General features: G+C 28.8%; 23 protein-coding genes. 7 read left to right on the forward strand and 16 right to left on the reverse strand.

The window, feature by feature from the left end; translation table 11 throughout:
* Nucleotides 1-12: 12 nt before the first annotated feature.
* Genes purN through CRV03_RS05255 form a run of 4 tightly spaced genes read left to right on the forward strand, consistent with a single transcriptional unit; the run spans nucleotide 13 to nucleotide 2,544 of the window.
* Nucleotides 13-588: a phosphoribosylglycinamide formyltransferase gene (gene purN, locus CRV03_RS05240; RefSeq protein ID WP_129084096.1), complete on the forward strand. Its 576-nt coding sequence runs from the start codon at nucleotides 13-15 to the stop codon at nucleotides 586-588.
* 52 nt (nucleotides 589-640) lie between these two features.
* Nucleotides 641-1,012: a response regulator gene (locus tag CRV03_RS05245; RefSeq protein WP_129084097.1), complete on the forward strand. Its 372-nt coding sequence runs from the start codon at nucleotides 641-643 to the stop codon at nucleotides 1,010-1,012.
* Complete coding sequence (locus CRV03_RS05250) at nucleotides 1,005-1,625, forward strand: chemotaxis protein CheX (RefSeq protein WP_129084098.1); 621 nt, start codon at nucleotides 1,005-1,007, stop codon at nucleotides 1,623-1,625. The genes CRV03_RS05245 and CRV03_RS05250 overlap by 8 nt, the downstream gene beginning before the upstream one ends.
* A 1-nt stretch (nucleotide 1,626) precedes the next feature.
* Nucleotides 1,627-2,544 carry a diguanylate cyclase gene (locus CRV03_RS05255; protein WP_129084099.1) on the forward strand — a complete coding sequence of 306 codons (918 nt, stop codon included), beginning with the start codon at nucleotides 1,627-1,629 and terminating at the stop codon, nucleotides 2,542-2,544.
* Here CRV03_RS05255 and CRV03_RS05260 read toward each other — a convergent pair.
* The 6 genes from CRV03_RS05260 to CRV03_RS05285 all read right to left on the reverse strand — a co-directional run bounded on the left by CRV03_RS05260 (nucleotide 2,539) and on the right by CRV03_RS05285 (nucleotide 7,549).
* Entirely contained in the window at nucleotides 2,539-3,144 is a 606-nt protein-coding gene (locus CRV03_RS05260; protein ID WP_129084100.1) for a trimeric intracellular cation channel family protein, read from the reverse strand. The genes CRV03_RS05255 and CRV03_RS05260 overlap by 6 nt on opposite strands.
* Before the next feature lie 72 nt (nucleotides 3,145-3,216).
* A complete protein-coding gene (gene yedF / locus CRV03_RS05265; RefSeq protein WP_114840391.1) occupies nucleotides 3,217-3,456 on the reverse strand; it encodes a sulfurtransferase-like selenium metabolism protein YedF in 240 nt (79 codons plus the stop codon).
* 9 nt (nucleotides 3,457-3,465) lie between these two features.
* Nucleotides 3,466-4,662: a selenium metabolism membrane protein YedE/FdhT gene (yedE, locus tag CRV03_RS05270; RefSeq protein WP_129084101.1), complete on the reverse strand. Its 1,197-nt coding sequence runs from the start codon at nucleotides 4,660-4,662 to the stop codon at nucleotides 3,466-3,468.
* 189 nt (nucleotides 4,663-4,851) lie between these two features.
* Entirely contained in the window at nucleotides 4,852-5,514 is a 663-nt protein-coding gene (locus tag CRV03_RS05275) for a cytochrome b/b6 domain-containing protein (protein ID WP_129084102.1), read from the reverse strand.
* Between the two features lie 3 nt (nucleotides 5,515-5,517).
* Nucleotides 5,518-6,888, reverse strand: a complete 1,371-nt coding sequence (locus tag CRV03_RS05280) for a cell wall metabolism sensor histidine kinase WalK (protein WP_129084103.1) — start codon at nucleotides 6,886-6,888, stop codon at nucleotides 5,518-5,520.
* On the reverse strand, nucleotides 6,881-7,549 hold the full coding sequence (locus CRV03_RS05285) for a response regulator transcription factor (protein WP_129084104.1): 669 nt from the start codon (nucleotides 7,547-7,549) through the stop codon (nucleotides 6,881-6,883). The genes CRV03_RS05280 and CRV03_RS05285 overlap by 8 nt, the downstream gene beginning before the upstream one ends.
* Nucleotides 7,550-7,644: 95 nt before the next feature.
* Between CRV03_RS05285 and CRV03_RS05290 the strand changes: the two genes are divergently transcribed.
* The gene (locus CRV03_RS05290; protein ID WP_129084105.1) at nucleotides 7,645-8,613 is read left to right on the forward strand and encodes a multidrug resistance efflux transporter family protein; all 969 of its coding nucleotides are present in this window, start codon (nucleotides 7,645-7,647) and stop codon (nucleotides 8,611-8,613) included.
* Here the strand turns inward: CRV03_RS05290 and CRV03_RS05295 are convergent, their stop codons facing one another.
* From CRV03_RS05295 to CRV03_RS05330, 8 genes are all read right to left on the reverse strand, one after another.
* Entirely contained in the window at nucleotides 8,614-9,327 is a 714-nt protein-coding gene (locus CRV03_RS05295; RefSeq protein ID WP_129084106.1) for a metallophosphoesterase, read from the reverse strand.
* On the reverse strand, nucleotides 9,324-9,773 hold the full coding sequence (locus tag CRV03_RS05300; protein ID WP_129084107.1) for a hypothetical protein: 450 nt from the start codon (nucleotides 9,771-9,773) through the stop codon (nucleotides 9,324-9,326). The genes CRV03_RS05295 and CRV03_RS05300 overlap by 4 nt, the downstream gene beginning before the upstream one ends.
* A 4-nt stretch (nucleotides 9,774-9,777) precedes the next feature.
* Nucleotides 9,778-10,311 carry a YceI family protein gene (locus tag CRV03_RS05305; protein ID WP_129084108.1) on the reverse strand — a complete coding sequence of 178 codons (534 nt, stop codon included), beginning with the start codon at nucleotides 10,309-10,311 and terminating at the stop codon, nucleotides 9,778-9,780.
* Nucleotides 10,299-11,273 carry a hypothetical protein gene (locus CRV03_RS05310; RefSeq protein ID WP_129084109.1) on the reverse strand — a complete coding sequence of 325 codons (975 nt, stop codon included), beginning with the start codon at nucleotides 11,271-11,273 and terminating at the stop codon, nucleotides 10,299-10,301. The genes CRV03_RS05305 and CRV03_RS05310 overlap by 13 nt, the downstream gene beginning before the upstream one ends.
* Nucleotides 11,261-12,823 carry a hypothetical protein gene (locus tag CRV03_RS05315; protein ID WP_129084110.1) on the reverse strand — a complete coding sequence of 521 codons (1,563 nt, stop codon included), beginning with the start codon at nucleotides 12,821-12,823 and terminating at the stop codon, nucleotides 11,261-11,263. Before CRV03_RS05315 ends, CRV03_RS05310 begins: the two co-directional genes overlap by 13 nt.
* Nucleotides 12,810-13,430: an ABC transporter ATP-binding protein gene (locus CRV03_RS05320; RefSeq protein WP_129084111.1), complete on the reverse strand. Its 621-nt coding sequence runs from the start codon at nucleotides 13,428-13,430 to the stop codon at nucleotides 12,810-12,812. Before CRV03_RS05320 ends, CRV03_RS05315 begins: the two co-directional genes overlap by 14 nt.
* Nucleotides 13,427-14,506, reverse strand: a complete 1,080-nt coding sequence (locus CRV03_RS05325) for an ABC transporter permease (protein WP_258239013.1) — start codon at nucleotides 14,504-14,506, stop codon at nucleotides 13,427-13,429. The genes CRV03_RS05320 and CRV03_RS05325 overlap by 4 nt, the downstream gene beginning before the upstream one ends.
* Nucleotides 14,507-14,593: 87 nt before the next feature.
* Nucleotides 14,594-15,511: a glutaminase gene (locus CRV03_RS05330; RefSeq protein ID WP_129084113.1), complete on the reverse strand. Its 918-nt coding sequence runs from the start codon at nucleotides 15,509-15,511 to the stop codon at nucleotides 14,594-14,596.
* A 146-nt stretch (nucleotides 15,512-15,657) separates the two neighbouring features.
* Here CRV03_RS05330 and typA point away from each other — a divergent pair, with 146 nt between their 5' ends.
* On the forward strand, nucleotides 15,658-17,478 hold the full coding sequence (typA, locus tag CRV03_RS05335) for a translational GTPase TypA (protein ID WP_129084114.1): 1,821 nt from the start codon (nucleotides 15,658-15,660) through the stop codon (nucleotides 17,476-17,478).
* Nucleotides 17,479-17,881: 403 nt separating this feature from the next.
* The gene (locus tag CRV03_RS05340) at nucleotides 17,882-18,298 is read left to right on the forward strand and encodes an Hsp20/alpha crystallin family protein (RefSeq protein WP_129084115.1); all 417 of its coding nucleotides are present in this window, start codon (nucleotides 17,882-17,884) and stop codon (nucleotides 18,296-18,298) included.
* Nucleotides 18,299-18,328: 30 nt separating this feature from the next.
* On the opposite strand, the gene CRV03_RS05345 is transcribed toward CRV03_RS05340, so the two are convergent.
* Together CRV03_RS05345 and CRV03_RS05350 are read right to left on the reverse strand one after the other, a co-directional pair.
* Nucleotides 18,329-18,694 (reverse strand): response regulator, encoded by a 366-nt coding sequence (locus tag CRV03_RS05345; protein WP_129084116.1) that lies wholly within the window; start codon nucleotides 18,692-18,694, stop codon nucleotides 18,329-18,331.
* Between the two features lie 14 nt (nucleotides 18,695-18,708).
* A complete protein-coding gene (locus CRV03_RS05350) occupies nucleotides 18,709-21,003 on the reverse strand; it encodes a cache domain-containing protein (RefSeq protein WP_129084117.1) in 2,295 nt (764 codons plus the stop codon).
* Between the last annotated feature and the right edge of the window lie 269 nt (nucleotides 21,004-21,272).

Here is a 21,272-nt window from a genome sequence, read left to right on the forward strand (position 1 = left end):
ATAGGAAAATTAATGAAAAGAATAGGAATTTTATCCTCTCATAATGGTAGTGGTTTTGATGCTATCCAAAAAGCTTGCGAAAACAATGAATTAGATGCTCAAGTGGTTCTTGTAATATCAAATAATTCAACAGCACAAGTTTTACAAAAAGCCCAATCAAAAAATATACCAAATTTCATTGTAAATGCTAAAAAATTTCCTGACGAAAATTTAGATAAAAAAATAACTGACATGATGAGTGAGTTCAAAGTTGATTTTATATTTTTATCAGGATATATGAAAAAAATTGAAGAAAATTTAGTAAAAACATTTGAAAATAGAATTATAAATTCACATCCTGCACTTTTACCAAAGTTTGGTGGTAAAGGTATGTATGGAACAAATGTTCATAAAGCTGTAATAGAAAATGGTGAAAAAAAGTCTGGTTGTACTGTTCATTTTGTAAATGAAAACTATGATGAAGGTAAGTTCATTTTACAAAATGAGATTACTTTAGAAGATAATGAAACAGTAGAAAGTTTGGAAGAAAAGATTAAAAAACTTGAAACAATTACAATAATTGAATCGCTTAAAACTGTTATAAAGTGAAATTATTATAATAATGGTATAGTAACTTATCTTTTTATTTTTTGGAGAAGACATGAAATATTTGGTTGTAGATGACTCTAAGATGGCAAGAAGAATGACAATAAAGTCATTAAAAAGCTTGATTAATGAAGATGATGAAGTAATTCAAGCAGAAAATGGACAAGAAGCAGTAGAGCTTTATAAAGAACATCAACCAAGTTTGTGTTTGATGGATTTGACAATGCCAATTATGGATGGATTTGAAGCAACTCAATCAATTATTAAACATGATGCTAATGCAAAAATCATTATTGTAAGTGCAGATATCCAAGAGAGTTCAATGGAAAAGTCTAAACAAAATGGAGCTAAAGGTTTTATCAAAAAACCAATTAACCAAGATAATTTAGAATCAATGTTAAAAAAGCTAGGATTAATAAATGTCTAATTTCGCCCAATTTAATGAAGAAGAGAAAGATTGTTTACAAGAACTGATGAATATTTCATATGGTTCAGCAACAGCAGCTATTGCTGATATTATAAATAAAGAAGCAACTTTATCTATTCCAAATATCAAAACAGTAACAACTAAAGAGTTTAAAGACTATTTAAAAGAGAAATTAAATATTCAAAAAGAGTATTTCATTACAAACCAGCTTATTAGTGGTTCTTTTTGTGGTGAAACAATGTTTGTTATTGATAGAAAATCAACTGAAAACTTAGCATTAGAGTTTGACTTAGATGAAGAAGAAGTTAAAGATGATGATGAGTTAAAAGATGTGATTTTAGAGATTTCAAATATTATAACATCTACTACATTAAGTAAATTAGCAGGACTAATCGAAACAAGTATATCATTTTCACCTCCTCAAATAGAGATAGTGAAAAATTCTGAATCATTTTATAGAAGTTATATAAATGAGTATGACCATATCATTATCATCTCAACGGATATAATTTTTAAAGAACAAAATATTAGTGGAGAGTTATTAATTCTTTCAAAAGATGAAGCTACTATCTTTTTAAAAGAAGCTTTAAACAAAGTATTAGAAGAGTTTTAAGATGAAATTTAATGATACTGTATTTAATACAATCGACAATGGAATTATAATCCTTGATGAGAATCTAAATATATTAGCTTGGAATAGATGGTTAGAGATAAGAACAAATATTTTAAAAGATGAAATTGAAAATAAAAATATTTGTAAAGAGTTTCCATATATAGATGAAAAAAAGCTAAAAAGAAAAGTAAAAGCAGCCCTTGTAACTAAAAATCCTTCATACTTTAATGTTGATCCACATAAGCACTTAATAGAAATAAGAATTAACTCTATTAATGCTAATTATGAGTTTATGCAACAAGATGTAACTATAGTTCCTTATGATTTAGATAGAAAAATAGTTTGTTTATATATCTATGATAAAACAGCTTTACGTGAAATCAACTTAAAACTTGAAAGAGCTAATAAAGAGTTGATTGACTTAACAAATAAAGACTATCTAACAAAAGTTTACAATAGAAGATATTTCAATGAATACTCTGAAAAAGCTTTAGAGTTAGCAAAAAGAAATAAACAAGATATTAGTATTATAGCAATTGATATTGATAGATTTAAAAAAATCAATGATACCTATGGGCATAATATTGGTGATGAGGTTTTAATTGAAGTTGCAAATGTATTTAAAAGTAGTATTAGAAAAAGCGATATTGTAGCTAGATTTGGTGGGGAAGAGTTTATTATTTTACTTATAAATGCTCAATTAGATGAGGCTACAACAATTGCAGAAAAGATGAGAGTAAAAATTGAAGATACAATCATCAATGTAGAGGATAATGAAGTTGATATTACTGCTAGTTTTGGTGTTGCAACTGTAAATCAAGAAAATAATGAAACAATTGAAACAACACTTAAAAGAGCCGATGACTTACTTTATATTGCAAAAAAACATGGAAGAAATGAGGTTGTAAACTCTTTATAGTTTAGGTAAACTCCATTTCTTGTAATATGCAAGAAGCCTTAGTGTTACTCCAAAGATAAATGTGATAGTTAGAGTAATAATTGATGAAATACCACCTAAATGTAAGAAATAAGTTATAAGACCAACTATAATTGCAACAGTTCCATAAAACTCTGAAACTAAAATAGATGGAACTTTATTTATTAAAATATCCCTAATCGTACCACCACCAACAGCTGTTAAAAATGCAAGCATCAATACACCTAAGAAGTTAAAGTCTGCTTTTATACCTATAAGTGCTCCTGTAATAGCAAAAGATACTAATCCAATAGCATCAGAGATGATAAACCAAGTTTTACCCTCAAGGTCAGTTGTTTTGTGAAGTTTAAATATAAATGATAAAAGTAGAGTTGAACTAACTAAGATAATAGGAAGATTATCACTTAAAACATAAGGTGTTTTATTGGCAATTACATCTCTTATCATTCCTCCACCAAGGGCAGTTAAAAATGCAGAGATAAATACACCTAAAATATCAAGCTTATAGTGTACAGCAATTAAAAAACCACTCAGAGCAAATGAGATAATACCAATTATGTCAGCAATTTCTAAAGGAGTCATACTTCTTCTTTTTTAAGAGGTATTATACTCAATGTGCTCTTTTAAAGTAGTTTAAATCAATAATTTGACTATTTATTTTTGAATAATGTATCGAATAGTAGGACCACTACTATCTACATTTAATACTTTGTACCCATGATTTCTTGCATCAGCAGGGATATTATTAATACTTTGTGGACAATCACTGATTATCTCAAGGATTTCACCTTCTTTTAGTTCTTTCATAGTTTCTAAAGCATTTACAGCAGGATATGGGCAAGGTTCCCCTTGCATATCAAGTCTGTAATCAGGAATAATTTCTTCACTATTCATTTTTTATCCTTATCTGTTTTTTGATTTATTTAAATATCTTTTTTCTAACACTAAAATAAGTGCGAAAAGTAAAATTAGTAATCCATAGTTTAAGAATAGACCACCATAATTTCCAAATACTTCAAGTAAGTTGATTTTTGGCCAGCTTGTAGCTAACTCTAAAGATAAGTCATCCCAAACAAATGCAAGTAAAGTTGCACCAATAACATTTCCAATACCAACTACCCAGAAATGAACTTGACCTTCAACTGCTCTATACATCCAACCACATTCACAACCACCAGCTAAAACGATACCAAAACCAAAAAGAATACCACCAATAATAGCATTTGGTCCTGTCCACATGATTTTAGGAGGTTGACCAATCATAATATATGAAAATACTCCAAGTGTTGCAACTGCCATACCAATAATAATTGCTTTAGCTAATTCACTTCTTCCTGTAGTAAAGATATCTCTAAACGCAGAAGTAAAACAAATCTGAGCTTTTGCAATTGCTAGACCAAAGGCACTACCAAATAACATAGCCATACCAAGTTTTGTACTTCCTTGTGCAAAGATTAGATATAAAGCCCAAATAATAATTGCAATAAAAACAAAAGAACCAAGAGTAAATAGACTTTTTACTTTAGACTCATCTTTTTCTAAAGGTTTAGTACAAGACACTTTTTGAAGTCTGATTTTAGATTGGAAAAAAGGCAATAAAGAAAATTTTGCACCTAAATAAACACCTACAATCATAGCAATAGTAAACATCCAAGCATGGAATGTAAATTGAGGAATACCTGTAAAGAAACTTGCAAGGTTACAACCCATACCAAGTCTTGCACCAAATCCTGCAATAATACCACCAATTAGTGCTTGAAAGATTCTAATATTACTTGCTGGCATTCTAAGTTTTACATTATTTCCCCAAAATGCTGCTGCTATACAACCTGCAAACATACCAATAATCATCACACCATCTATTCTTGTAAAAATATTACCATCCATATTCATGATTTTGTAATATCCCCAAGTAGATAAATCTACACCAAAGGCTTCTAATGCATGTCCACCCCATCTAGTAAACTCACCAGTTACAGCCCAGTAAGTTCCTGTAAGTCCAAAATAATAAGCTGATAAAATTCCAAGCGCGATTACAGCAGGAATTGGAGCCCAAAATTTAACTAAAAAATCTCTTTTGAAACCTTGCCAAAAGTTCATGTATTCTCCTAACAATGAAAAAATAATTTTGAAATGTATGGTTTAAAGTAAAAGTTTCTAACCATATAAAAGTAAGACAGTACTTGAAGGAGTTGCATCAAGATGTCAGTTTGTACCACAAACCTGAAATGTAATATTAGCAAATGTAACTTTAGTTCAAATTAAAATGGTAAAAAATAATTTACCATTTTAATTTATGAAGATACTATTAAAAAAGAGATTATAAAGAGTAAATATAATTAAACTTATAAAAAATAGCAAGGCTACTAGCTTCTGGAAAATACTTAAACTAATATCTTCTTTTGTATCAAATTTTTTGTAGCCACTAAAAATTGAGTTTACTGTTTCATGTTTTGCATGTAAAACTTTATCTATAAAAATGCCTATTAGATGAAGTACTACTAAAAAGATAATAAAGTTTGCGAAAAACTCATGAATATCATCAAAGCTTTTGAAAAATGAGCTGTTTAGAAAAGATAAAATACCTTTATGCTCTTCAGCTCCATAAACAATAATACCTGTAAATACAGCTAATAGTGAAAATACAAACATTCCAAGCATAACAAGTGAAGCTAAAGGGTTATGTCCTATGTATTTTTGATTTTCATTGAATATATTTTTTATAAAATCTTTGATACTTTTTTTGTTTGCAGAAAAATCTTTAAACTTTGAGTATTTAGGTCCAAAATATCCCCAAAAAAGTCTAAAAATTAGAAGAACTAAAATAGCATAACCTATTGCTGCATGGTATTTTAAAAGTTTATCATCATCTGTTAAAAAAACAATTAGCATAAAAGAGGCAAATAGCCAGTGAAAAACCCTAGTGGGAAGTGTCCAAATATATGATTTCATTTTTTAACCTTTAAATATAAAATAGACTTTTGTTCCAAGATTCTCTTCACTTTGAAGTTTTATTACTCCTTTGTGAATTTTCACAATCTTTTCTACAATAGACATTCCAAGTCCAGTTCCCCCAGACTCTTTATTTCTACTTTTATCTGTTCTATAAAATTTATCGAATATTTTTTCTTGGTCTTCTTTTGAAATACCAATTCCTTTATCTTCTATACAAATAACTTGATTATCTTCATCTTGATAGTTAGAAATAGTAACTATTGAGTTTTCATGACTAAAAGTAATAGCATTTTTTAAAATATTTTTTATAGCTATTTTTAGTAATTTGTGGTGACCTTTGATTTGTAGAGGTTCTTTTATTTGACATTCAAGTTTGATATTTTTTAGTTTTGCAAAGGTTTGCATCTCTTTATAAGCTTCAAGTGAGACCTCATCTAAGTATATCTCTTCTTCATTTTGTTCTAATACTTCATGCTCATTTTTAGCTAAAAATAGTAAATCATCTATTGTTTGCTGTATAGTAATAAGCTCATCTAAACAGTTTGATAAAGTATCTTTATATTCATCTTGGTTTCTATCTTTTCTAAGGGCTATTTCTATTTCACCTCTAATAATTGTAAGGGGTGTTTTAAGTTCATGGGAAGCATTAGAACTAAATTGTGAAACCTTATCAAAAGAGATTTCAAGTCTTTGTAAAAGATTGTTTATCTCTTGTGAAAGTAAATCTATTTCATCATTTTTGTTTTTTGATTCTAATCTTTTTGATAAATCACTTGCATTTATATTCTTTAGGTTTTGAAGTAGTTTTTCAATAGGTAAAAAAGATTTATATATTAAGAAGTATCCACCAATGATAGATAAAACCAAAATCACTGGAACAATAAACAGTAAAATATATATTAGGTTTTCCAAAGTTGAGTTTATGGTTGAGAAGTTTGTAGCAACTTCTAATACATAATAGTTTTCATCCATTTGGATTTTTAGTCTACTAATTATATAGTGCTCTTGATATTCAAAATCTATATAGTTTAAAGTAAGAGTTTTTAGATAGTTGTCTTTTGTTTTTATCTCACTTGGAAAGTTTGTATTTTTTATCTCTTTGTATTTATTCTCTTCTTTTAAAAGCCTTATATATAAAGGTTCAAACTTGTACTCTTTTTCTTCATCAAACTCTCTTGTATCAAGCTCTTTTTTATGCTCAATAATATCATCAGCAATATCAAGTAAAATCACTTTTAAAGTAGCTTCTAACTTATCCTTTGATGAAACCTCTAAAGTTTTATAAATAGAAAAAGAGAAAAGCATTAGGATTAATACTTGAATAAAGATATTATAAATAAGAAGTTTTCTTTTAATAGATAGATTAGTCATTACTTATTTTAAACCCTAAGCCTCTAATTGTTTTGATAAGTTTCTTTTCATATGGTTTATCAATTTTATTTCTTAGTCTATAGATATATACATTTACCACATTACTCATATTCATATCATCCATATTACTTAATGAAGAACTAATTACACTCTCTGATAAAACTTTGTTTTGGTTTTTTATTAAATACTCTAAAAGTGCAAACTCTTTTGCAGTAAGGTTTATAATGTCTTCACCTCTTTTTGCTGTTTTAGTAAGTAAGTCTAACTCTAAATCAGCTAGTTTAAGAGTTGTTTGATTTTGATTAGTAGCTCTTAGTTGAACTCTTATTCTAGCAAGTAACTCACTAAATGAAAAAGGTTTAGCTAAATAGTCATTTGCACCTATATCTAAGCCTTTGATTTTATCTTCTATTGAGTCTTTTGCAGTAAGCATTATAATAGGAGTATTAATACCATCAGCCCTAAGATTTTTACATACTTCAATGCCATCTTTAATAGGAAGCATGATATCAAGAAGTATTAAGTCATAGTCATTTACACTAGCTAAGTAAATACCCTCATCTCCATTCAAAGAGTAATCTACACTATAAGACTCTTCTTCAAGACCTTTTTTTAAAAAGTTTACGATTTTTTCATCATCTTCTATAATTAAAATTTTCATAAATAAATTATAGTACAAAAATATGAATATAAAATGAACGATTATTTTATATTAGGATAAAAAGAAAGAGATATAATCTTCAAATAGGATTTCACTTGAATAGATTTAAACAAACAGTACAAAAATATGAACAAAGCTCTTTTTATCTTCTACTTATTGGTCTACTAGCAGCGCTGTTTTTTAGTGCAACTTTTGTTATCAATAGAGCAATATCTTTAGAAGGTGGTCACTGGTATTGGACTGCAAGTCTTAGATTCTTTTATACAGTTTTATTTTTAGCAATAGGCTTTGTATTTTTTAAAGATTTTGCATATTTAAAGAAGATATTAAAAGATTATCTAAATAGTTTTTGGTTTTATACTATAAGTGGAACTATAGGCTTTGGCTTTTTTTATTCAATGATTTGTTATGCTTCTGATTTCTCACCTGGTTGGGTAGTTGCCACAACTTGGCAATTGACAATTATAGCCTCACTAATAGTTCTTTTCTTCTTTGGAAAAAAAGTATCAAACCTAACTTGGGTATTTACAATAATAGTTTTTCTTGGAGTGACAATTGTAAATCTAGGACATTTTAGTATGGATAGTTTAGATTTACTTTTTTTAGGGTTTATTCCTGTTTTTATTGCAGCTTTTTCTTACCCTTTAGGAAATCAATTAATTTGGGAAGAGAAAAAAAGAAGAAAAGAGCTAAGCTCTTCAAATACTATATTAGACAATGCTTTTGCAAAGGTATTTTTATTAACTTTAGGTTCTTTTCCTTTTTGGATAGTTCTATTTTTTATAACAGAGCCTACTTATCCTTCAAGTGGTCAGTTTATGAGTGTGGCAATAGTCTCTTTATTATCAGGGGTTATTGCAACTTCTTTATTTTTATATGCAAGAAGTATTGCTAATAGTTCATCCAAACTTGTGATTGTAGATGCCTCTCAATCAGGTGAAGTATTTTTTGCATTAATTGCAGAAATGATCTTTTTATCAGCCTTAGCTCCAAGTATAACTAGTCTTTTTGGAATATTTTTGACAGTATTTGGTTTAGTTCTTTTGGTTAAATTTGGAAAATAGCTATATCAGTTTTAAAAGAGTTATTTCACTATCTGCTTTATATCTAAAATCAATACCCCAAGTTCCTAAGCCTCTATTTACATAGATACAAGTATCTTTTTTATAAAAAATTCCTGCTAAAAAAGGTTGAAAAAGTCTTACAAAATAGTGAAAGGGGAAAACTTGCCCTCCATGAGTATGTCCACATAAAAAAAGTTTTGTATTTGAAGTTATTGCTAAAGAGTAATCTTTTGGTTGGTGAGCAAGTAAGATTGAGTCTTTATTGTTTTTTAAAAACTCAAAGACTTTTTTTTCTTCTCTTTTTATTTTAAAAAATTTTGAGAATCTATCACTTATCCCAGCAAGGGCAATATCTCTATTTTGGTACTTTATAAAAGTGGTTTTATTATCTAAAAAAGTGAAATTTGTCAGAAGCTCTTTTAAGCCTTTTATTCCATAAAACAAATCATGGTTACCACTTATATAAAATACCTTTTTTAAAAGGTTTAAAGCTTTAAGCTGAGGTATTATTTTATCTACTTTACAATCTATAATATCTCCTGTAAGAGCTAAAAAATCATATTTTAATTTACTACAAAAAGATACAAGATTATTTATATCTTCTACTTTTGTTTTTTTATTTATATGTAAATCACTTAAGTGAAGAATTTGCAAACCATACAAATTCTCACTTTCAACTTTAAGGTTTTTTATCTCTAATCTAGGTAGTTTCATAGGAAAACTTTTTCTAAATCATCTTTTGAAATAAACTTTATACTTTTTATTACACCATCTTCAAGTTCATATAAAGTTGACATTCCTTCTTTTGCTTTAAACCTATCATCTTTTTCATCATAGATAAGAAGAATCTCATGTTTATAGTTCTTCATTTTAGGAAGAGCAAACATCTTTGTAATAAACATAGGCATTCCTGAAATATTTGCTATAAAAACAGCATTGTGATTTTCAAGGAAATCTGGATTTTTTTCCTCTAAGAACTCATTTACCTCTTTTCCTGTTCCTTTTTCAAAAGAGACAATTATTGTTTGTACCTTTTCATCAATTGTCTTTTTCTCATCAAATTGATTAGCCAAAGAGAAATTAGATATTTTTTCATTTACAAGTAGTTCTTGTGAAAAAGCACAAAGTACTAAAGAAAGAAGTAGAATAATTTTTTTCATAAACCTATCCTTTTATATAATCTAAATGATAAGAGATATCTATTTGATCTCTAACTGTTAAGAAAAGCATTCTTGGGGGTTCAAGATTAAATGATGTTAATTTAATAGAAAAACTTCCATCTAAAACTAAGTGATTGTTTTTATCTTCTATTTGTGCAAAGGAACTAACCTTTTTTTCTAAACCATTTAAAGTAAGAAAACCTTTAATTAAAAAACTATTATCAAGTTTTTCTATAGAACCTAATCTAAAAGAGATTTGAGGAAAAGCTTTTGAGTGTAAACTTTCATACATATGTAAATCTCTTTTTTCATTATCGCTATGAAGTGAAAAAGTTGTTAAAGAGATAGTTCCTTTTAATGAATCAATACTATTATCAATTGATAAATGTGATGAAATATCTTTTGTGAAGGGATTGATGTTTCTATCCCCAAAAACCTCTGTATGCGCTTTTATCTTTCCATCTACAAACTGTAGATTTTGGGCATTTGCAGAACTTAATAGTGCTGCAAATATTAATGTAAATACTAATTTAGCCATGGTAACTCCTTTTTTTGTGTTTGTTGTGTTATTAAAATTTTGATTAAGCAAACCAAGAATATAACTGGAACAAAATATGTTAGATTTTCTAAAGCTACAAATAATCCAGCTCCTGATGCAGCCCATCCAATAAATACCATATAAATACCTAGTGTTTTTAAATCTTTTTTCACGATAGTTTGAAGTATTACTACATTGTAAAAAGAGATTACAAAAGGATAAACAAGTGATAAAATAAAACCTTCATGTAAGAAATAAAATAGATATGAAAGGGCAAAAAGAGTTAAGATAAGAAGCTCTTTTTGTGTTTTTTCCATTTTTATATAAAAAGCACTCACTACTCCAATTAGGTGAAAAACAATTATCTCTAAAGTAAAACCATCTCTCCAAATAGAAGTACTTAAATCTCTAGAAAGTGTTTCAAACAGAGTTGAGTCAAGGAAAATCCATAAAACCATCACAAATAGTGAGTATGAATAGTTATTACTTGTTAAATCTTTGTGCTCTTTTTGATTTAAAAATAGTGATGAAAGCAGAGCAATTATAGTAAAAGCAATTGCAATTGAAGCTCTCTTTGAAGCATCATATGTAAAAAGGAATGTTCCTAAAGCATATGAAATAGCTAGGGCAAAACCTAATTGTATATTTGAAGCTTTTTTTAGTTCATTTATTAATAATGGTGCTAAAGCTCCAACACTTATTCCAAGGATAAATAGAAGTAGGGCATTTAAATTTGGATAGAAAAAACTAACTGCTAATTGTAGAAGTAAAAATGAAAATATCTTATTTTTATTTGATGTTTTAATATAAAAACTTAATATTGAACCAATAACACCTCCAATAGGAAGTGGTGCTATTACGAAGATATTTGAGGCTAAATGCTCAACAATACCTGTTTGTGCTATAAGTAAGTAATAACATAACTCAAAAGCAATAAAAAATACTAGGGCTAATTTTTGCATAACTGCTCCTTTTTATAAAAATAAAGTAGATAAAAAACCACCATAGAAATATCAAAGGCTGATATAAATAGTGCAACAATTTCTAATGTTCCTGCTGTATAAAGTGAAAAGAATAGTGAACTAATAAAAACACGGATAAAAACAGTTAGTTTTGTGAGAATTGATTCATACTCTTTATACTTTAAAGCTAAGAAGTGAATAAGTCCTGTCATACTTACAAAAGCAAAAACGATATATTCATATTTTCCTTCAAAACTAAAATTTAGACTTGGATAGATAAAACTAGCAAGAAGGATTAAAAACAATCCTCCTAAACCATCATTTAGAAAACCAAAAAGGTTATACTTTTGTAAGTTTGTAAGTTTGAACTTTATATTTACAAAGGCTAAAACTGAAAGGAAAGCGAAACTTCCAAAGATAGTTCTTGCAATCCAGAAGTTATGAATAGAAGCTTTTAAGACTCCTGCTTGAACAAAACCACTAAGAGATAAAACAGTGAAAATTCCTATAAGACCAAAAAGATAAAAACTATAAAACTTTAGTGTTTGAAGCTCTTTGATATGAGAAACAAACATTGAGATAACCATAAAGAAAACAGAGATTCCCATAGCAACATGAGCATGGGCTACGATTAAATCATTTCTGTGAAATAACCATCTAATCTCTGGAATAAACAGAATATTTCCTTCAATATCCACAAAAAGAAATGAAGCTATAGAAATAAGAAGTGCAAGTTTTGCAAACCTTTCAATTTGGGCATCTTTATACCATCTATATAAAAGTGGCACATAAAGTAGTGTAAGATACTGGAAAAACCACTCTTGGTTATAAGTTAATTCCCCTATAAAACTTCTATGTAAAACAGAAAGGATATAAAAAAACAGGGGAGTTATCCAAAGGATATTCCATCTAGCTTTAAACTCATTTTGACTTAGAAGTTTGATGATTAAAAAGTAAATTGGAATTAATGCAAAGCTCATTCCAAGTGTATTGTCACCATGGGGCCCAGTAACTGTTTTTTCTACTTGTCCAATTGTAGGATTCATAAGAACTAAAAGTGCAAGAGGAGCAGCTAAAACAATATATAAAGAGACTTTAACCCATAAAGGTTTTACTCCGTACTGCTTGATAAATTTATATAAAGCAATGATATAAAAAATTCCAGCAAGACTTAAAATAAAGTTTAATTCATAGGGAAAATCATAAAAAGCTAGACCTCTTGTATTTCCAAAAAGCAGTGAAGAAATCATAAATATTAGAAAGATATACCAAAAGATAGTATATAGGTTTAAGTAAAAAAGCCCATCTTTACAAGAACCCACTTCTTTATTTATAAGTAAAAAAGGTAAGTATGAAAGCATAAGTGGAATAAAACCATAAAGCATTAGTGAAATATGTAAGCTTCTTATATTTACTGGGTTTAATGTTGTTGAATCAATAAAAACACCAAGTAAGTTTACAGAGTATAAAATACCAAAAAATAGTCCTAGAAAGAAAAATAGTAAAGAGACTCTAAACTGTTTTTCAATAAAAATATTAAAGTTGCCCATCTTTTACCTCCAATGTTATATCAGCAAGTTTTGCTAACTCTTTATCGTGGGTTGCTACAACTATTGTTACTCCATTATTTGCAAGTGATTTAAAAAGATTAAAAACATTTAAAGAGTTTTTTGAATCTAAGTTTCCAGTTGGTTCATCGGCAAAAATCACTTTTGGACGGTTTATTAAAGCTCTTGCAATAGCAACTCTTTGTCTTTGTCCACCTGAAATTTCATTTGGATAATAGTTTTTTAGTTTTTGTATTTCTAAGGTAGTAAGAAGTTTATCTATGCTTTTATCACTTGCTTTTTCATTTGCAAGAAGAATATTTTCTTTTACATTTAAATAGTTTATTAAATAGTGAAACTGAAAAACAAACCCAATATTCTCTTGTCTAAATCTATCAATATTTTTAATCTCTTTATATTCTGTATCTTCAAAAACAATCTCTCCAGAGTTTGGTTTTAATAGAGTTGATAAAATAGAAAGTAAAGTGGTTTTACCACTTCCACTCTCCCCTGTAATAGCTACAAAAGAGCCTTTTTTGATATTTAGATTTACATTTTTTAAAGCAAAGTCTCTATCATATTTTTTACATACATTTTTTAGAGTAATCATATTTTATCTCCTTGGATTAAAACAATTGGGTCTGTTTTTGAAGCATTTAAAGCAGGAAAAATAGAACCTAAAATAGAGATTATAAGAGTTGTAAAGAAGATAAAAATAGTTATCTCTAGTGAGATCTCACCATTTACATAGCCTTGTAAAAATGAGTTGTTTTTTATAAGAAATAGTGCAAGGTTTGAAAGTATTAAAGCCATAAAAAAACCTAAAACTCCTAGAATCAGAGCTTCATTAACTATTTGAAAAATGATTTTCTTCATAGAAATTCCAATGGCTCTTTTAATCCCAAATTCGCTTTTTCTTTGATTTATAGTGATACTTAAAATTGAAGCAATAGTTAAAAGCCCCATACAAAAAGAGATAAATGAAATCACATTTGATGAAGTTTTGATTATCTTGAATTGGTTGTAATTATCAACAAAATTGCTTGTTGACTTTGCTTCAATCTCTTTATTAAAAAGGTTTATTTTTAGTGCAAGTTTTTCAATGTCTGCATCTATTTTACAGTTAACCATAATCATTGAAGCACTTTTATTAAAGATTTTACTAGCATCATTTATATTTAAAATAGCACCTCCATTTTCAAAACCAATAGAGCTTTCAAAAACACCTGCCACTTTAAAAACTTTGTTTGAAAGTTTTATTTCATCTTTTTTATCTAGGTTTTCATATATTGATTTTCCTAGAAGAACTTCATTTTCTTTTGGGTAAGAGCCTTGAATTAAATTGTAGTTTTCAAATCTATTTTCTGTAACTCCATAAACTGCAACAATAGGAAGCTCTTCTACCATAGAAGCTCCTACTATAAGAGCTGAAGCTTTTGTAACTTCATCTAAAGTTTTTATTTTTTCAATAAGTTTGATATCTACATTTGAGAAAAAAGTATCTGAAATGTTTTTTTGAGTAATGATTATGTCTCCATCACTTTTTAGCATTGAAGAATACATAGAAATCACTCCATTTGAGATAGAAGTGATTAGAAAGATTGAAGTAATAGAGAAAACCAAACTTAATATGATAAGTGATGTTTTTAGCCTATTTGCTTTTATGGCTTTAATTGCAAGTAACAAATATAATCCTTTCATTTAATACTATAAATTTACAGTTAGTTAATGAAAGGCTTATGAATTTAATATGAAAAAAAATTCATATTTTATTTAAAAGATAGAAAGGTTTGTTTTTGTAGTAAATAGTTCTAGTGCTTTTGTTCCTACTAGTGAGTTTCCATGTTTGTTTAGTCTTGGGGCATAAACACATATAGCCATTTTTTGTGGAACCACAGCAACAATTCCTCCTCCAACACCACTTTTCCCAGGAAGTCCCACATGAAAAGCAAAATCTCCTGAAGCATCATAATGCCCACAAGTTAGCATTACTGCATTTATTCTTTTTGCTTGTGCTTGGGTGATAATTTCAGAGTTTGTATTTGGAATAACTCCATGGTTTGCAAGGTATAACATTGATTTTGCAAGTTGTTTTGTACTCATCATTATTGAGCATTGTTTAAAATAAGTCTCTATTACTTCTTGTGTATGATTTTCAATATTATTAAAACTTTTCATCATATTAATCAAAGCAAAGTTTCTATAACCACTTTCAAGTTCTGATTTAAAAATCTCTTTATTAAAAGCTATATTCTCATCATTTGAAACTTTTTTAATAAACTCTAAAAGAGTTGAAAATGTATTTTCTTTATATTTTGAAACTAAAGAGTCTGTTGTAACAATTGCACCTGCATTTATAAAAGGGTTTCTTGGAATTCCTTTTTCATACTCAAGTTGAATCAGTGAATTAAATGGATTACCTGATGGTTCATGACCAACTCTTTTATATAAATCCTTTCCATAAATATCTAAAGCCAAAGTAAAAGTGAAAACTTTAGAGATACTTTGTATTGAAAAAGGTTTTTTATATGAACCTATATGGTGTTCACTTCCATCTATTTCAATAATACTCATTGCAAAGTCATCTTCTTGAACATTTGCTAATGCAGGTATATAATTAGCAACAGTTCCTTTATTTAAATAGGGTCTGATTTCTTCTTTAATCTCTTCAAGAATAGTTTGATACTTCATTATTCTTCCTGTTTTTACAAAATAGTATAATATTTTAGAGTATAAAAGGTGTCTCTTTGTGGTGTAATTGTAACTAATTTTATAACTTATCAAAAATTTAAGCAAACTTTTAGTATAATCGCGAAAAATTATCATAAAGAGAGTAAATGAGAGACATTAGAAATATTGCTGTAATTGCACACGTTGACCACGGAAAAACGACGCTTGTTGATGAGTTACTAAAACAATCAGGAACTTTCGCAGCTCACCAAGAAGTTGACGAAAGAGTAATGGATAGCAATGATATTGAAAAAGAGAGAGGAATTACGATTCTTTCTAAAAATACTGCTATTGATTACGAAGGTGTAAGAATCAACATTATTGACACTCCAGGGCACGCTGACTTTGGTGGAGAAGTTGAGAGGGTTCTTAAGATGGTTGACTCAGTATTATTACTAGTTGACGCACAAGAAGGGGTTATGCCTCAAACAAAATTCGTTGTAAAAAAAGCACTTCAATTAGGTCATAGACCAATCGTTGTTGTAAACAAAATTGATAAACCAGCTGGTGAGCCAGATAGAGTTGTTGATGAAGTATTTGACCTATTTGATCAAATGGGTGCTACTGAAGAGCAACTAGAATTCCCAGTAATCTATGCAGCAGCTAGAGATGGTTATGCAATGCATGCTTTAGAAGATGAAAAGAAAGATTTACAACCATTATTTCAAACTATTCTTACAGAAGTTCCAAAGCCAAAAGGAAGTGAAGAAGAAGGTTTACAACTTCAAGTATTTACTCTTGATTATGATAACTTCATTGGAAAAATTGGTATTGCTAGAATCTTTAATGGAACTATCTCACAAGGTGAAACTGTTGTTTTATGTAAGGCAGATGGTGAAAAAGTAAAAGGTAGAGTAACTAAACTTATTGGATTTAAAGGTTTAGAGAGAATTGAAGTAGCAAAAGCTGGTGCAGGTGATATCTGTGCTGTTGCTGGATTTGAAACAATTGATGTAGGTGATTCACTTTGTGACCCAGCTAATCCAATGCCACTTGACCCAATGCACATTGAAGAGCCAACTCTTTCTGTAACTTTTGCGGTAAATGATTCTCCATTAGCAGGAACAGAAGGGAAGTTTGTAACTTCAAATAAAATTGATGAAAGACTTGCAGCTGAAATGAACACTAATATTGCTATGAACTATGAGCAAATTGGTGAAGGTAAATTTAAAGTAAACGGAAGAGGTGAGCTTCAAATTACTATTTTAGCAGAGAATATGAGAAGAGAAGGTTTTGAGTTCTCAATTGGTAGACCAGAAGTTATTACAAGAGAAGAAAATGGTGTAACTATGGAGCCATTTGAGCACCTAGTAATTGATACTCCAGATGATTACTCTGGAACAATTATTGAAAAACTTGGAAAAAGAAAAGCTAATATGACAAACATGGTACCAATGGGTGCTGGATTTACAAGATTAGAGTTTGAAATTCCTGCAAGAGGACTTATCGGTATTAGAACTGAGTTCTTAACTGATACAAAAGGTGAGGGTGTTATGAACCACTCATTCTTAGAGTTTAGACCACATTCTGGAACAGTTGAATCTAGAAAATATGGAGCACTAGTTTCTATGGAAAATGGTGAAGCATTAGGTTACTCAATCTTTAACTTACAAGAAAGAGGAATAATGTACATTAAACCTCAAGATAAAGTTTATAACGGAATGGTAATCGGTGAGCACGCAAAATCTAATGACTTAGATGTTAACCCAATTAAAGGTAAGCAATTAACAAACGTTAGATCTTCGGGTGCTGATGATGCTATCAAATTAGTTCCACCAAGAGTGATGTCATTAGAAAATGCATTAGAGTGGATTGAAGATGATGAGCTTGTTGAAGTAACTCCTTTAAGCGTTAGAGTTAGAAAAAGAGAGTTAGACCCAACAGTTAGAAAAAGAGCGGCAAAGAAAGCTAAGTACGCAGACGAATAGAAGTTTAAAACTTTTATTTCAAAGGGGAAGAGGCTTTTGCTTCTTCCCCTTTTTTTATGTCTAAAAAAAACAAAAGGAAAAATATATATGTCATCCGATGATATGTGGAAACTAGCTTATAAAAATAAAATAAATTAATAGGGGGATTTTTTTCTCCTATTGAAAGGGAGAAAAAATGAACAATATTAATACAAATAAAAAAGATTATGCAATAGTTGTAACTATCTATGTATTAACAATATTTACAACATTTATAGCTGTAGCAAACTAGCACTTAAAAATAAAAATTGCTAAGAATATTAGCACTAAGTCTTGACAAGTGCTAAAAATATTTGATATAATTTCATTAACTTGATAAGATAATTATCAAGAATCTTAATAAATATATTAAAAAGGAGTCAAAATGCTACTTACAAAGTTTGATCCATTTAAACAATTTAAAGATTTAGAAAGAAATTTTTATAATTACCCAAGTAATAATGAGTCGGTAAATGGTTTTGTTCCTATTGTTAATACAAGAGAAGGTGAAAGTGCTTATCATATAGATGTGGATTTACCAGGGGTAATAAAAGAAGATATAAAAGTTGACATTAATAAAGATGTGTTAACTATCTCTGGGGAAAGAAAAACAAAAGATGAAGTAAAAGAAGAAGATTATTATAAAGTTGAAACATCATTTGGTAAGTTTACAAGAAGTTTCACACTTCCAGAAAATGTAGATATTGAAAATATTGAAGCAAGAAGTGATAATGGTGTTTTAGAAGTTATCATTCCTAAAAAAGAGGAACAAAATAGTAAAAAATCAATTGAAATAAAATAAGAGGAAGAGTCTCTTCCTCTTATATACTTATTATAAGTTTATTGCGTCAAGTACTTTATTTTCTACGTCTCTCATTGAAATAAATGGCTTAGTTAAATAATCATCTACTCCAATTCCATCACACTCAATCATCTTATCTTCTGTTGAGAAAGCAGTAATCATAATGATTTTTTGAGTTGGTCTAATTTTTTTAATCTTCTTTACAAGCTCAATTCCATTCATTTGAGGCATCATGATATCACAAAGGATTAAATCATAATTTTTCTTTTGAATAGAATCAAGTGCAGTAAGTGGGTTTTCAAAAGTATCAATCTCAAAAAGGTTTTTTCTTGATAAAAATCTTTCTAAAATATCTAAAATTGAAGTTTCATCATCAATAATTGCAATTTTTTTCATTCTAGTCCTTCTTTTTATAAATTAGCATTTTCTATTTTTACAGTATCAAGTGTTTGGAATACTTCTGCTGTAGCAGTTTCAACTCCATTTCCAATCTCAATTAACTGGTCATTTGGTGCATGTTCTAAGTTTTTATCTAAGAAGCATTGAACTCCACCATGAACTCTTTGGTGTGCATCTTTAAGTGCTTGCCAGTTTGCAGTTTTTGTAAATGCTTTACCTTCTTGTTCACTTTTGATAATCCATTTACCTAAATTACATTGAGTCTCATCTACTACTGTAATTTTAGCATTTTCAGAGATTCTTGCAAAGTTGTTTTCTTTGAATAAAATATGTTGTAATTTCAAGTTATTTAATTCATGTACTAAATTTGTATCTGCAATTTGTTTTCTAGCAGAGTCTTTAAACTTAGCATTTCTAGCAACAGAGATTAGATTATTTGATAAGTTTTTAACTTCTGATGCTAATGAAGCAATGCTAGTAGCATCACTTGCATTTTCTTGAGTGTTTTTATCTAAGATAGTAATCGCATCATTAATTTGTGCTATTCCTAATCCTTGCTCTTTTGAAGCATTTGCCACATTATCAATAATCTCTTTAGTTTGAACAATGGCACCTTGAAGTTCATCATAACCTTTAATCATTGTATCAGCAATATTTTTACCATTGTTCGCTTTTGAAGTAGCTTTTTCAACTAAGTCTTTAATCTCTTTTGCTGCTTCTGCTGATCTACTTGCAAGATTTCTTACCTCACCTGCAACAACTGCAAAACCTTTTCCTGCTTCACCTGCAGTTGCTGCTTCAACTGCTGCATTTAATGAAAGGATATTTGTTTGGAATGCAATTTGGTCAATAACAGTAATTGCTTCTGCAATTGATTCAACTTCTGTGTTAATCTCATCCATTGAAGTTGCAGTTTGGTGAGCTAATTGTTGACCTTTTTGAGCTGAGTTCATAACTACATCATCAAGCTCTTTCATTTTATCCATGTTTTGAGTACTATTTTGAATATTACTATTAATCTCTTCAACAGCAGCAGCAGTCTCTTCAAGTGAAGCTGCTTGTGCATTTGCAGAGTCTGATAAAGAAGTAGCTGAAGAAGTTAATATCTCAATATTATTTGCAAGTTTTTCACCACTTGTCATAATAGTAGCTAAGATTTCAGATACATTATCACCAATTGACTTTGTTCCTCTAACAACAGAACCTAAGTTACCACTTACATTTTTAACATCAAAGTCATACTCAAAGTTACCTTTAGAGTACTCATTTAAGGCCTTATTTACTTCACCTAAGTGGTCTTTGAATTCATCAATTAAAACATTAATAGTGTTTTTTAAATCATTAGTTGATCTATTTTCTGAATCACTTTCAACTTTATAAGCAAAGAAACCAGCTCTAACCATCTCGATGGCTTTCTCACTCTCTTCAACAATTTTTTGATCTTGCGCTGTAACTCTTCTAATTGACTCTAGGTATTCATTAAAGTATCTTGCTAAATCACCAATCTCATCTTTTGAATCAATATTGATTTTTTGGTCTGCACTTGAAAATTTTGTAAGAGCTTTAACTGTTCCTGTTAATTTTGAAAGAGGCTTAACAATCATTCTATTTGCTATAAATACTACAATTGTAGAGATAACAATAGTAAGAATAAGTACTCCAATAAAAATAAACAGTATTGCATCAGCTGTATCTTCTTCAGAAGAAGCTTGCATTTGAGCTACACTATTTTCTACATCATCAAGGTAACTTCCTGTTGCAATAACCCATCCCCAAGGTTTAAATACTTCAATATAAGTATATTTTGGTTGCGGTTCATCAAAACCTGGTTTATCCCAAACATATGTAATAAGACCAGAACCTTGAGACTTAGCTAGTTTTTCAATATCTTTGAAAAAGTATTTACCCTCAGGGTCTTTTACATCAGAAACATCTCTTCCTACTAGAGATTTTGCAACTGGATGCATTAACATATTTAATTCAAGGTCATTAATCCAAAAGTATCCTTCTTTACCATATCTGATTTTTTCAATGGCTTTAAGGGCATTTTGTTTTGCCTCTTCTTCACTAATTCCTTCAGATTCCATATTATTATATTCATCTTGAAGGGTATTCATAGCTAAAGAGACATAATTTTTTAGATTTAGCTCTTTATTTTTGTAAGCATCTTTTGTATATTTTTCAATATTTTGCTTACTTATGTGATTAATCGAGTAAATAGCTTCTATTGCTAAGATAATCGATACCGTTATAATAGTAGAGATTACTATTATGAGTAACTTGTTTTTTATTGTTAGATTTTTCATGCATGCTCCTAGTCAATTAGTAAAATTAATAATAAAGTTACTAATAACTAATAATTCTACTAAAATATTTTAAAGCTTAGTTGAGAAAAACCTTAATTTTAAACAATTGTATAAAAAAATAATACAAAAAGAAGGAAATAAACCAGAAATTTATTAAATATTTAAAAAAAACAAATAAATTATTTGATTGAGACAGTTTTGAGACAGTGTTATGTTAAAATTAAGAAAATAATCAATTAAGGTATTTATTATGTTTGATTTTTTTACAT

The sequence above is a fragment of the Arcobacter sp. F155 genome (assembly GCF_004116455.1).
GTDB lineage: Bacteria > Campylobacterota > Campylobacteria > Campylobacterales > Arcobacteraceae > Halarcobacter.